The organism is Streptomyces sp. LUP47B, assembly GCF_001746295.1.
Taxonomy (GTDB): domain Bacteria; phylum Actinomycetota; class Actinomycetes; order Streptomycetales; family Streptomycetaceae; genus Streptomyces.
In genome coordinates this window covers 160,567-173,450 of sequence record NZ_MJAH01000013.1, presented here as the reverse complement: position 1 = coordinate 173,450, position 12,884 = coordinate 160,567, and the positions used below count along the sequence as shown (strand labels likewise).

Annotated in this window: 9 protein-coding genes and 1 tRNA gene; 6 read left to right on the top strand and 4 right to left on the bottom strand. The window is 72.3% G+C overall.

Annotated elements, in window-relative coordinates:
- Positions 1 to 272: 272 nt before the first annotated feature.
- From BFN33_RS33805 to BFN33_RS33795, 3 genes are all read left to right on the top strand, one after another.
- Complete coding sequence (locus tag BFN33_RS33805; RefSeq protein WP_088245444.1) at positions 273 to 1,781, top strand: MFS transporter; 1,509 nt, start codon at positions 273 to 275, stop codon at positions 1,779 to 1,781.
- Positions 1,782 to 2,040: 259 nt separating this feature from the next.
- Positions 2,041 to 2,448: a DUF485 domain-containing protein gene (locus tag BFN33_RS33800; protein ID WP_069763989.1), complete on the top strand. Its 408-nt coding sequence runs from the start codon at positions 2,041 to 2,043 to the stop codon at positions 2,446 to 2,448.
- On the top strand, positions 2,445 to 4,052 hold the full coding sequence (locus BFN33_RS33795) for a cation acetate symporter (protein ID WP_069763988.1): 1,608 nt from the start codon (positions 2,445 to 2,447) through the stop codon (positions 4,050 to 4,052). The genes BFN33_RS33800 and BFN33_RS33795 overlap by 4 nt, the downstream gene beginning before the upstream one ends.
- 435 nt (positions 4,053 to 4,487) lie before the next feature.
- Here the strand turns inward: BFN33_RS33795 and BFN33_RS33790 are convergent, their stop codons facing one another.
- The 3 genes from BFN33_RS33790 to BFN33_RS33780 form a co-directional block, all read right to left on the bottom strand.
- Positions 4,488 to 5,375, bottom strand: a complete 888-nt coding sequence (locus BFN33_RS33790; RefSeq protein WP_069763987.1) for a cellulose-binding protein — start codon at positions 5,373 to 5,375, stop codon at positions 4,488 to 4,490.
- Between the two features lie 215 nt (positions 5,376 to 5,590).
- Positions 5,591 to 8,677 carry an SUKH-4 family immunity protein gene (locus BFN33_RS50405; protein ID WP_079141136.1) on the bottom strand — a complete coding sequence of 1,029 codons (3,087 nt, stop codon included), beginning with the start codon at positions 8,675 to 8,677 and terminating at the stop codon, positions 5,591 to 5,593.
- 8 nt (positions 8,678 to 8,685) lie between these two features.
- Positions 8,686 to 9,675: an SMI1/KNR4 family protein gene (locus BFN33_RS33780; protein ID WP_079141135.1), complete on the bottom strand. Its 990-nt coding sequence runs from the start codon at positions 9,673 to 9,675 to the stop codon at positions 8,686 to 8,688.
- A 323-nt stretch (positions 9,676 to 9,998) separates the two neighbouring features.
- Between BFN33_RS33780 and BFN33_RS33775 the strand changes: the two genes are divergently transcribed.
- Together BFN33_RS33775 and BFN33_RS33770 are read left to right on the top strand one after the other, a co-directional pair.
- Entirely contained in the window at positions 9,999 to 10,571 is a 573-nt protein-coding gene (locus BFN33_RS33775) for a YwqJ-related putative deaminase (protein ID WP_069763984.1), read from the top strand.
- Between the two features lie 96 nt (positions 10,572 to 10,667).
- Positions 10,668 to 11,162, top strand: a complete 495-nt coding sequence (locus tag BFN33_RS33770) for an SUKH-3 domain-containing protein (protein ID WP_069763983.1) — start codon at positions 10,668 to 10,670, stop codon at positions 11,160 to 11,162.
- Positions 11,163 to 11,186: 24 nt separating this feature from the next.
- Here BFN33_RS33770 and BFN33_RS33765 read toward each other — a convergent pair whose 3' ends face one another.
- Positions 11,187 to 12,494 (bottom strand): sensor histidine kinase, encoded by a 1,308-nt coding sequence (locus BFN33_RS33765; protein ID WP_069763982.1) that lies wholly within the window; start codon positions 12,492 to 12,494, stop codon positions 11,187 to 11,189.
- A 220-nt stretch (positions 12,495 to 12,714) separates the two neighbouring features.
- Here BFN33_RS33765 and BFN33_RS33760 point away from each other — a divergent pair.
- Positions 12,715 to 12,786, top strand: a tRNA-Gln gene (locus BFN33_RS33760).
- Positions 12,787 to 12,884: the final 98 nt, after the last annotated feature.

The following is a 12,884-nucleotide window of genomic DNA, read 5'->3' as shown; positions in this document are numbered from 1 at the left end:
GGGAAAACCCCACCCCCGCCGATCCGGTCGTCCCCTCCCCAGCGGCGTAAAGCCAGGTTAAGGACGGACCATGCCCCTTCTCCTCCTCCGGGGGTACGAACCCTCCCCGAGCCGTAGTACGGAGGTACCCCTAGGGGCAGTCCACCGCCAGGTGGAGGCGAGCTCGGGGTACGGCTCCACCCTCCGGTGCAGCGAGGCTGCACCCTGCCGCCGCGTGAGGTTCAAGTGGGAGAGTGGTCGCCGGCAGATAGATGCAGGGGGAAGGAATCCGCGTGGACGACACCAAGCCGGCGATACGGGAGCCCGCGCGGCACGTCTCCACGAACCGGCGCGGGGCTGTCGTAGCGGCCCTGATGCTGGCGATGGCCCTCGCGGCCCTGGACGCCACCATCGTCTCCACGGCGGTCCCGCAGATCGTCGGCGACCTGGGCGGCTTCTCGGTCTTCTCCTGGCTGTTCTCCGGCTATCTGCTGGCCGTGACGGTGACGCTGCCGGTCTACGGCAAGCTCTCCGACACCTTCGGGCGCAAGCCGGTGCTGATCGTGGGCTCGGCGGTGTTCCTGCTCGGCTCGCTGCTGTGCGCGGTGGCGTGGAACATGGGGGCGCTGATCGCGTTCCGGGTCGTCCAGGGGCTGGGCGGCGGGGCCCTTCAGGGCACGGTCCAGACGCTCGCCGCCGATCTGTACCCGCTCGAGGAACGCCCGAAGATCCAGGCCAAGCTGTCCACGGTGTGGGCCGTGGCGGCGGTCGCGGGGCCGGGGATCGGCGGGGTGCTCGCCGCGTACGCGGACTGGCGGTGGATCTTCCTGGTCAACCTGCCGATCGGCGCGGTGGCGCTGTGGCTGATCGTCCGGTACCTGCACGAGCCGCAGCGCGCCTCTCGCGACACGGCGGCCACGCGCGCGCGTGTCGACTGGGCGGGCGCGCTCGCGGTGTTCGCGTGCGGGGGCGTGCTGCTGACGGCGCTCGTGCAGGGCGGGGTGGCCTGGGCGTGGCTGTCGTGGCCGTCAGTGGGCCTGTTCGGCACGGGACTCGCCCTGGTGGCCGCGGTGGTCCTGATCGAACGCCGGGCCGCGGAGCCGATCATCCCCGGCTGGGTGTGGCGCCGCCGCACGATCGCCGCGGTGAACCTGGCACTGGGCGCCCTGGGACTCCTCATGGTCGCCCCCACGGTCTTCCTGCCGACGTACGCCCAGTCGGTGCTCGGCCTCACCCCGGTCGCCGCCGGATTCGTGCTGTCGGTATGGACGTTGAGCTGGCCGGTGTCGGCGGCCCTGAGCCAGCACGTGTACCGGCGCATCGGCTTCCGCAACACGGCGATGCTGGGCATCGGCATGGCGGCCCTGATCCTGTTCGCCTTCCCCTTCCTCCCCTACCCGGGCGCGGCCTGGCAGCCGACCCTGCTGATGCTGCTCCTGGGCGGCGCGCTGGGACTGTTCCAACTCCCCCTGATCGTCGGGGTCCAGTCGACGGTCGGCTGGGCGGAACGCGGCACGACCACGGCGTCCGTCCTCTTCTGCCGCCAGACCGGCCAGACGGTGGGCGCGGCGGTCTTCGGCGCGGTGGCCAACGGCGTGCTGGCCGCACGCCTGGGCGGCGCGAGCGACCTCGACTCCGTCACGCGCGCGTTGGACGCCGGCACGGCCCCGGAGACGACCCGCGCGGCCATCGCGGAGGCGGTGCACACGGTGTACGTGGGAGCGGGGTGCGCGGCGGCCCTGGCGTTCGTGGTGCTGCTGGTGCTGGCGCCGCGACGGTTTCCGGTGCTCGAGGAGCAGTGAACGAGCCGCCCGGTCTGCGGCGAACACACTTCCGTGCACCCGACGTAAGGGCCCGAGCACGCTGTGGTGAGACGAAAAGTCTGAGTTAACGGGGGTAACACCGCAGGTCAGAGAAGTAAGCGCATACCGACCGATCAGTTTGTCGAAAAGGCTGTACAACTCCGAACCGCCGAGTAACGTGCGGGGCTCCGCTCCCCCGTCCACCCCCCAACTCCCTGCGGCCCGCCACGTCGGGCCCGAGCCTCGCAAGGAGCACCGGGTGTCTTACGACCCGTCACAGCCGTATCCCTCCTACCCCTGGCAGCCACCCTCCCCACCGCCCGAACCGGTCACCAGGCGCCCGAGCCACCGCTCCCCGCTCGGCCACCACAGCGACCTGCGGATCCTGCGCAGCGCCTACCGCTGGCAGCGCCGCACCGCCACGCTCACCGCGCTCGGGTACTTCACGCTCTTCCTGGTGCTGTCCGCGTACGCGCCGTCCTTCATGGCGAGCAGCGTCACCGACGGTCTGCCCACAGGACTGCTCCTCGCCCTGCTCCAACTGCCCGTCACCTGGCTGGCGATCGCCGTGTACGAGCACACCGCGCGCCGCTACGTCGACCCGCTCGCGGACCGCATCCGCAAGCAGTCCGAGGTGGACGCCAGGCGAGGGGCGGGCGAGCGATGACCGGCTTCAGCGACTCCGCGCAGGCGATGAGCCTGGTGGCGTTCTCCGCCGTCGCCACCATCACCCTTCTGCTGTGCGTGATGACCGGCCCGGACCGCGACGACCTCGACGAGTTCTACACCGGCTACAGCTCCCTGTCCGCCATGCGCAACGGCCTCGCCATCGCGGGCGACTACATCTCCGCCGCGACCGTCCTCGGCACCGGCGGGGTCATCGCGCTCTGCGGCTACGACGGCATCGTCCTCGCGCTGAGCACGGTCCTGTCGCTGATGCTGCTGATGTTCCTGCTGGCCGAACCCCTGCGCAACGCGGGCCTGTTCACCATGGGCGACGCGCTCGCGCGCCGGATGCCGGGCCGTGCGGTACGCATCGCCGCGTGCCTGGTCACCCTCGCAGCGCTGCTGCCGCTGATGCTGGTACAGCTCGCCGGCACCGGCCAACTGCTGGCGTTCATCCTCGGATTCTCCGGTGACTCCCTGAAGACGGGGGTCATCATCGGCCTGGGCATCCTGATGATCAGTTACGCGGCCATCGGCGGTATGAAGGGCACCGCGCTCATCCAGATCATGAAGATCGTCATGCTCCTCGGATCCGGTGCCGTGGTCGCCGTACTGGTCATGAACCGGTTCGACTGGGACGTCGCGGCGCTGTTCGACACGGCGGCCCGGCAGAGCGGGGTGGGGCCGGCCTACCTGCGCTCCGGCCTGGAGTTCGCGGGCGGGCCGTACCCGCGCCTCGACATGATCGCCTCGCAGCTCGCGGTCGTCATCGGCGGGGCGTGTCTGCCGCACGTCACCATGCGCATGTACACCGCGTCCAGTGCACGTCAGGTGCGCCGTTCGATGTCCTGGGCGGTGTCGTCGGTGGCCGTGTTCGTCCTGATCATCACGGTCGTCGGGGTCGGGGCGACGGCGATGATGGGGCGGGCGGTGATCGCGGAGGCGGATCCGCAGGGCAACACGGCGTATCTGCTGGGCTCGCGGGCGGTGTTCGGGCCCGAGGTGTCGACCGGAGAGACGTTTCTTTTCACCACGGTCACCACGGCGCTCTTCCTCACCCTCCTCGCCTCCGTCGCCGGCATGATCCTCGCCTGCGCCAACTCCCTTGCGCATGACGTGTTCGCGGCGCGGGCCCGGTCGATGCCGGCGCACCGCGAGATTCTGCTGGCCCGGGTGTCCGCGCTGGCGGTCGGTGTCCCCACGATCTTCCTCGCGACGCTGATCCAGCACCGCACTCTGCAGCCGCTGGTGATCCTGTCCTTCTGCGTGGGCGCTTCCGCGCTGGCGCCGGCGCTCGTGTACAGCCTGTTCTGGCGGCGTTACACGCGAACGGGACTGCTGTGCACGCTGATCGGCGGCACGCTGACGGTGCTGCTGCTGATGCCGGGCACGAATCTTGTGTCGGGGTCGCCGGTGTCCGCGTTCCCCGAAGCCGACTTCAACTGGCTGCCGTTCACGACGACGGGGCTGGTGTCCATTCCGGCGGGGTTCTTGTTCGGGTGGCTGGGGACGGTGATTTCCGGGCGGCGGAAGGCGGAGGAGCAGCGGCGGCAGTACGAGGCGGTGGAGGGGTGGATCTTGGCGGGGGCCGTGCGGAGGGGGTGAACCGGGGGTTCGTTTGTCGGGTGCGTGGCGGTGGGCCGGGGGGTCGGGGGGCGTCTGTCGGGTGCGGGTCGGTGGGCCGGGGGTCCGGGGGGGGTAGGGGGTCGTCTGTCGGGTGCGGGTCGGTGGGGGCTGGTCGCGCAGTTCCCCGCGCCCCTGGGTGGGTGTGGGTGGGCGGCGTCCGGCCTGCGCCCCTGGGCAGCTGGTCCGACGGCCCCAGTGCCCTGGCCGCCCTGACTGTCCGGCTGCCCCAACTGCCCAGGCCGGCCCAACCGCCCTTGCCCGGCTGCTCTCGCCGCCTTGCTGCCCTGACGGTCCAGCTGCCCTGGCCGCCCTGACTGTCCAGGCTGGCCCAGCTGCCCTTGCCGACTCGTTGCCCCGACGGCCCTCTACTGCCTCACCGTCCAGCTGCCCCCGCCGCCGCGGCCGCACCGGCTGTCACTCCGTCGCTGCTGTTCCCGTCAGGGCCGTCAGGCTGCTGCGTACGTGGTCCATCTGGGCCTGTACCTCGTCCCGGTGTTCCGCGTGCTTTCGCAGCACCCGTTCCGTCTCCCCGGCGATCCGCTCCTCCTGGGCCCGCGCTTCCGCGAGGATCTCCGCCGCACGCGCGCGTGCGTCCTCCTCGAGCGGTCCCGCCAACGCCTCCGCCTCCGCGAACTCCCGCTGCGCGTCCGACAGTGCCGCCTCCGCCCGCGCCACCCGTTCGGCGCCCCGCGCGTCCGCCTCGGCCGCCCGCCTCTCCTCCGCCCGCTCCACCTCGGCCCATCGCTCCGCATGCTCCTCGGCCTGCTCTGCGAGCATCCCGATAGTGCGCTGGCGTACGTCACGCAGCGCGGCGAGCGCCTCTCCGCGCCCCGCTTTCACCTCACGCCGGGCGGCGACCCGGATGTCGTCGGCCTCCGCGCGCGCGGCGAGCAGCCGCTGACGGGCGCGTTCGTCGGCCTCGCCGAGCACGGTGTCGGCGTACGCCTGTGCGGCATCCCGTACGCCGTCGGCGTGCGCCTGTGCCTCGTCCGCGAGGCGCTGCGCCTCCTGTCGCGCCCTCTCCCGGATGTCCGCGGCCTCCTCCTGCACCATTTCGAAAAGCCGCCGCGCACCCTCGCCGAGCGCCTCGTACGCCTGCGGTGCCAGCCCCGCCACGACCTCCCGCAGGAGCACCACCTCCGCCTCCATCTCCCGGGCGAGCACGGTGAGACGGGCGGCCCGTTCCCAGGCGGCGTCACGGTCCTGGGACAGGGCGGCGGCGTACTCGTCGACCTCTTCGGGGCGGTAGCCGCGCCCTCGCACGGCCACGAACCCCTGCGGCGACACCGGTGCGCTGCTCATCCTGGAACCCCTCTCCGCAGAAACAACACGAACGGACACGAAATGATGATTTCGCGCACATCTTGATGTATCGGACGGAAATGTTCATAACGCGACACTCCGCGTACAGGTCCCGGTCATGACGGTCGTCATCGCACGCACGCGAAAGGGCCGGGCCCGGTCACACGACCGGCCCGGCCCTTCATGCACACGTACGGATCAGCGGCGGCGGGGCGTCACAGCAGCCCGTCCCACATCTGCTCCAGCAACACCGACCACCAGCTCTCCGGCGAACCCAGCGCCGCCGGATCGAGCGAGGCCAGCTGGGCCTGGAAGTCGACGGTCCAACGACCCGCCTGCTCCTGGTTCAGGCCGAAGCGAAGCCGCCACATCCGGCCGAGCAGTGCCAGACAGCGCTGGAACTCGGGCAGGCCCGTGTTCACGAACTGCGGCGGTACGGGGGCTCCGCCGGGGCCCGCCTCGACGGGTACGGCGACGATGTTCGCCGTCCCGTACTGCACGCAGACCGCCTTGCCGAAGTCGCTGCCCATGACGAGGTACGAGCCCGCGTCGGAGGCCGGCTGCACCCCGCGCTCGGCCGCCAGCTCCGCCAGCGTCGGCACCGGACGCCCCGGCTGGGCCTGCGCCCAGAAGAACGGGCCCATGTCCAACGGCAACCCCGCCACGACCAGCGAGTGCGCGACGACCGGCGGTACGCCCTGACGGGACACCGCGGCCTGCTCGAACCGGAAGATGCCGGGGCCGAAAGCCCCCGCCAGCTCCTGCGCCACGCCCTCCGGGGGGATCGGCGGCGCGGCCTGGACGGGCGGCAGCGGCGCGCGCACCGGCGCGGGGCGGGCCGGCCCATCCGCCACCTGGTGCAACTCGCCCTGGTGCGCCAGCAGTTGCTGCATGCCCTGCTGCCGGCTGGCGTGATCCGTGCCGTACGGCGCGATGCTCGCGATCCGCGCCTGCGGCCACTGTTCGCGGATCATGCGCGCGCAGTACGCCCCCGGCAGCTCGCACGACTCCAACTCGGTGTGCAGTTCCAGCACTTGGTCCGGGGGGACGTTCATGCCCCGCAGCTCGTGGAAGATCTGCCACTCGGGGTGCGGGGTGCCCGGCGCCGACCGCCGGATCAACTGCTGCTCCGACCCGTCCTGCGCCCGGTACCGAAGGACGGCCTGATACCCGGGCCCGACAGTGGGCTGCGTTTGCTGGGGGTAGCCGTAGGCCGGGGGCTGACCGGGCCCGGGCCGACCGGTCGCGGTCTGACCTGGGGCGGGCTGTCCTGGCATCGGGTGTCCGGACGGAGGCTGTCCCGGCGCGGGCTGCCCCGGCGCGGGCTGCCCAGACAGAGACTGACCCGGCGCCGGCTGTCCCGACATCGGCTGCCCGGACGGAGACTGCTCTGGCGCGGACGGTCCCGGCATCGGCTGCCCGGACGGGGACTGCGCTGGCCCGGGCTGGCCGGGCGGAGGCATCGGGCCCGGGGACGGTACGGCACCCGGAGGCGGGGGCGGCATCGTGCCGGGCGGCATCGGCTGCGGAGCGGCCGGGGCCGCCCCAGGGGCGCCGAGGGTTCCAGGGACCCCGGGGGCGCTGGGAGAGCCCGGGGTTCCGGGGGCACCAGGACGGCCGGGGGCTTGCGGCGGCGGAGGCATGCCGGGGCCGCCCGCCGGGGGCGAGGACAACACGGTCTCCGCGTGATGCACGGCCCCAGACGAGGTCCGTGGAAAACCGGGCGCACCAGGAGGCTGCGGCGCGCCGGGAGCACCCGGCACTTGCTGTACGCCCAGAGCACCGGGCGGCTGCGGAACACCAGACCCACCCGGCACATCCGGAAACTGCGATGGACCCTGGCCACCAGCACCCTGCGGCGCACCCGGACCACCAGGCGCATGCGCAACACCAGACCCACCCGACGCACCCGGGACCCGTGATGAACCCTGGCCACCAGCACCCTGCGGCGCACCCGGACCACCAGGCGCATGCGCAACACCAGACCCACCCGACGCACCCGGGAACCGCGATGAACCCTGGCCACCAGAACCCTGCGGCACGCCCGAACCGCCAGAACCCGGCGCCCCCGGAAACCCCGGGCCGCCGGACGAGTTCGGCATACCCGTAGCCCCAGGTGGAGGCGGAGTCCCGGCACCACCAGGAGCAGACGGCGCCCCCGGAGGCTGCGGTGCCCCCGATCCCGAAGGCCCCTCGGCACCCGGCGCCGACACGAACTGGGTGGGCACGTACCCGCCCCCCGGCGCACCAGGAGCGGGCGGCGGAGCCGAGCCCCCGGGCCGCGCACCGGGCACCCCGGGAGGACCCGGCGGAGGCGGCGGGGTCGGTCCCCCGGCCTGCGCCCCGCGCGAGGGTGGCGCCAACTTGCTGGTGGCGACATCGGCGATGTCCCCGGCACTCGGCGCGGGCCCCGGAGCACCGGGAGCGCCAGGCACACCCGGCGGCTGCGGCGCCCCAACACCACCACCGGGCGCCTGCGGATAACCGTACGAGGACGCCCCCGCCGGAGGCGGAGAACCAGCGGCGCCCGACCCACCCGCACCCTGCGGATAACCGTACGAAGACGGACCCGGCGGCGTAGCCCCCCGTCCACCCCCCGAAATCCGCGCCGTCCTGGAGTCCGAGACTTCCGAGAGCCCCGAGTCCTCCGAGACGTCCGAGACCTCCTGGACGTCCACGCCCTCCGAGACTTCCGCGATCTCCGAGCCCTCCAAGGCCGACGAAGCCCCTTCCTCCGTAGCGCTACCGCTACCGCCACCGTTCACCGGCGCCGAGAACACCGTCTCCGGCAATGCCACGGAGAGGTCCTCGCCCCCGTTGGTGTCGGTCCCGGTCCACGGCCTCGCCCCGGCGGGCGCCCCCGGCGCGGCACCCGGATCGGCACCGGAATCGGCCCTCACCCCGGCCCCCGCACCGTCGCCCGCGATCCCCAGCTTGTCCGCCGCGTCCTGCAACCACTCCGGTGGCGTCAGAAGGAACGACGTCTGGTTCAGATCGAGCCGGGACGCGGCGGGCGCGCCCGCCGCGTCCTCGACCCCGTCCTCCCGGCCGTACGCCTCCTCGTACCGGCGGATCACCTCACCCACCGGCAGCGAGGGCCACAGCGTGGCGTCCCCGCTGTCCCGGGCGATCACCAGCCGCTGCGCACCGCCGTCCGAACGCGGTCCCTCCGCACGGTCCTCGGCCCACACCACGAACCCGAGGTCGAACTCGCGCACCCGCACCTCACGGTGCTGGTACGACGGCACATCCCCGTTGATCCACTCTTCCGCGCGCTCCTGCGCCTGCGCGAACGTCACCATCGGTCAGTTCACTCCCCCACCGAGGACACCGGAACGGACCGCGCGAAACCGCCGTCCACCATCAGGTTCGCCACCGTCTCCAACTCCGGTGGATTGCCGGCCAGTCGGGCCAGGAACACATCGAAGTCCGCACCACAGGGCAGCAACAGCCGCCGCACGCGCTCCGCCGGCGGCAGCGAAGGATCGACGTCACGCGCGTCGTCGTAGGCACAGAACCAGACGGATCCGGTGCCCTCGCCCTTCACCTTCACGGCCAGCAGGCCGCCCTGGACGAAGCCGACACCGAGGTAGTCCTTCGTCAGATGGTCGCGAAGGCACTTGTTGACGTACACGAGGTCGTTGACGGCCGCCTCGTCCCGCACCGTGAAGAAGGGCTGGTCGACCAGGAGTCCCAGCTCCGCGTCCAGCGCGGCCCCCACCGGCGCCGACCCGCCCGCCGCCTTCAGGAACGACCGGTACGCGCCCGGCAGCCGGTACCCCAGGTCCTCCTCGACCCCCTGCACCTGCGACTCGGTCACCGCCACCGACGACTTCGGCAGCCCGAAATGCGCCGGACGCGTCTCCTGCAACGGCCGCGTCCCCCGCTTGTTCTGGTCGACACGTGTCGTCGCGATCCCGCCGTGATGCCGCAGCAGTGCCTTCACCTCGACCGGGACCAGTTCGAGCCGCCGCGACCCCACCACGTGATGCCACGTCCAGCCGTGCGGCGTCGCCACCGCCGGCACCGTGTCCCACAGATCGTGACCGGTCGCCGACAGCGCCGCGTTCGCCGACACGTAGTCCGTCAGCCGCAGTTCGTCGACCCCGAAACCCTCCGGCGGATCGGCGATCTCGGCGGCGGCCCGCGCGTACGGCGAGAAGTCGGGGTAGCCACGCTCGTCCACCCGTACCCCTCTGGGATGACGCGTGGCCCGGACCGGGTCCGGGAAATGCACGACCTGCCCGGCGTAGGCCGCGTTCGGCGGCGCGGCTTGTTGCCCGAGCCGACCTGTCGTCATGGCGAAAGCCCCCTGCGGCACTCTGGTACGACTCGCGGCGACCCCTTGGGCAAAGCAGGGCCGCCACGCGCCGTATCGACTGTCTCGTCCGTCTCCACGCGTCAACCGCGCGCATCGCGGCGACCACTTGGATCGCGGTGCGGACAGCCTATGCGGTAGGACGACACCGGTCACCGGGCACCGGTCAGCCCCCCTCCGCTTCGGTGACCAGCCGTCACCCCGCCGTGACAGCCCGCCCGAACCGGGCGTGTCGCACCGCCCCAGCTTCCGCACCAGCCTCGCCGTTTGGCAGTCTGTGACCTCCGGGGGATGCTCGGGAGGGGATGACGATCATGAACACGACGCAGACGGGACCGCACACAGGACCGCACACGGGCACGACCACCGGCGCGAACGGCAGCCCGCACGCCGGCCTCAACGGCGATCCCCGCATCGGCTGGAGCAGCGCCGAGAGACCCCACGCGCCCGCGCTGCGCCACCGCCGCGACGGCATACTGCCCACGGTCGCCGCCGCCCTCTCCGTCCGCGGCGCCACCCTCACCTCCACCGCGGCCCGCGGCGACCAGGCCCCGCCGCTGCACCCGCTCGTCCAGGACTTCCTCGACACCCTCGGCAGCGACCGGCGCGACCGCTTCACCGGCCGCTGCGCCGAGACCATGCTCATATCGCGGCACATCGCCGCCGCCGACGCCGCCCGCAGCAAGCGCGCCGGTCGCAAACCGATGACCAACGGCGAGGCCCGCCGCGCCCTGAAGCAGGCCAAGCTCACCGCCCGCCGCATCCGCGAGGACGGCGACCCGCTGCACGGCAGCTTCGCCGCCCCCTGCCGCGCCTGCGCCGCCCTGAGCGCCCACTTCGGCGTACGCATCGTCGACCCGACGGCGAACGGCGGCTGACACCCCCCCCCACCCGCATGACCCGTACCACCCGTACGACGGCGCCGCCGCAACCCACGGCGCCCGCCCCATGACCTCGACGAACGCGAACGGCACATGCACCCCGACCGCACCGGCACCACCCGATTCCCCGTCCCCGTCGACGCCGTGCTGCGCGCCGCCGGCTGGCAGCCCGGACGCTGGGACATAAAGCAGGCCGAGATCTGGGCCGACGCCCTGCGCGAACACACCTCACCGGCCGGACACCGGCACGCCGTGTTCCCGGCCGCGGTCGAGGCTTGGGCCGAGTTCGGCGGACTGCACCTGACCCCCACCGGCCCCGGCCGCCAGGTCGCCCCCGCCCACCTCCACCTCGACCCGCTGCACGGTCTGCACATGGCCCGCACCCTCGCCGACCTCGGCCGCGCCCTCGACACCGAGGTCTGCCCGCTCGGCGCCGAGACCGGCTCCCAGGCCGTCCTGTGCATCGACACCGAGGGCCGCGTCTACGTCCTCGACCACACCGGCGACTGGTACCTCGGCCCCGACATCGACCAGGCCCTCGCCGGCCTCGTCTCCGGCATCGAACCGACCCGGCTCACCGCGGACTGAGCCCAGGGGCCCCTGAGGCACCCGTCACGCCGCCGGAATCACCGCCGACACCCGGAAACCCCCCGCGTCCGTCGGCCCCGACACGAACACCCCGCCCAGCGCGGAGACCCGCTCCTTCATCCCCACCAGGCCGTTACCGCCCGAGGGCAACCGCGCCGACGCGAGCGAGGGCACCTCCGGCGGCGGTTCGTTCTCCACCTGCATCGCGATCTCCGAGGCCCGGTGCGCCAGCCGTACGTGCGTCTTCGCGCCCGCCGCGTGCTTGTGGACGTTCGTCAGCGCCTCCTGCACCACCCGGAACGCCGTCTGCTCGATCCGCGCGGCATACGACCGCACGTCACCCTCCACCGACAGATCCACGGCCATCCCCGCCGCGGCCGACTGCCCGATCAGCGTCTCCAGATCGTCCAGACAGGGCCCGTCGGCCTCGTCCACGGCCCGCGAGGCCGCCACGGCCGCCGCCATCCCCACCGCGACGAGTGGCACCGCGGCCCGCTCCTGCCGCCCGAAACCGTCCCCACTGCGCAGCACCCCGAGCATCTCCCGCAGCTCGGTCAGCGCCTGCCGCCCCATGTCCCCCACCAGGGCGGCGTTCTTGACGGCCTTCTCGGGGTCCTTCCGGGCGACGGCCTGAAGCGCGGCCGCGTGCACCACCATCAGGCTCACCCGATGCGCCACCACGTCATGCATCTCGCGGGCGATCCGGGTCCGCTCCTCGTTGCGCGCCCACTCGGCCCGCTCCTCGGCCCGCTCCGCGAGCAGCTGAAGCTCCCGCTCCAGATCGTCGGCCCGCTCCCGCAGGCTCTCCATGAGCCGGCGCCGAGCGCCCACGTACAGCCCGAGCAGCAGCGGCGGCGCCGTCATCCCGATGGCCGTCGTGATCGACGCGAAGGGGACGAACCAGTCCCCCAGGTCCAGTTCGCCGTGCGCCATGTCCTGGCGTACCCGCACGAACATCACGATCAGCATCCCGACCAGTGACATCCCCGCCAGCGAGCCGATGATCCGGCGCGGCAGCTCGGACGCGGCGAGCGTGTACAGGCCGACGATGCCCATGAGGTAGCCCATCTGGGCGGGCGTGATGGCGATCGAGACGAGCACGACCGCGATCGGCCACTTGCGCCGGACGACCAGCACCGATCCCGCCAGCACACCGAACACGATCCCCGCGGCCATCGGGATCCCGGCGTCTCCCGCGAACCGGATCCCCTCGAACGCGCACTCCACCGCGGACGCCGACGCCAGGCCCACGTCCAGTACCGCACTGCGCCACCGTGCCCACCACCACGGCCCCGTCTGAGCCGCGGTGGTGTCTTCCCCCGTCGTGGTCATGCCTCCAGCCTACGTTCGGCCGTGCGAGGTTTTCCGGTGCATTTCGCCGACTGGCCTACACCACCTTGAGTGACCGATCGACCACGAAACCGCCCGATATCCCCGGCATCGGGGTCCACAGGGGCACCGATCAGTACCGTCGCGTCGAAGGCGCCCGGTACGGCATAGTAGGAGCCGCCACTCGGCGACCTGACTGAATGTCCGGTTTAGTCGAAGTTATTCCCCCGTGGTGTAATTGGCAGCACTGTGGCTTTTGGTGCCATCTGTCCGGGTTCGAGTCCTGGCGGGGGAGCCGCTCACCGTTCGCACCCTGTTCGGGCCCTGACAGCACTGTCAGGGCCCACTCTCATGTCCCCCGGGAAACGCCCCGGTATCCTGCGGATGTCACCC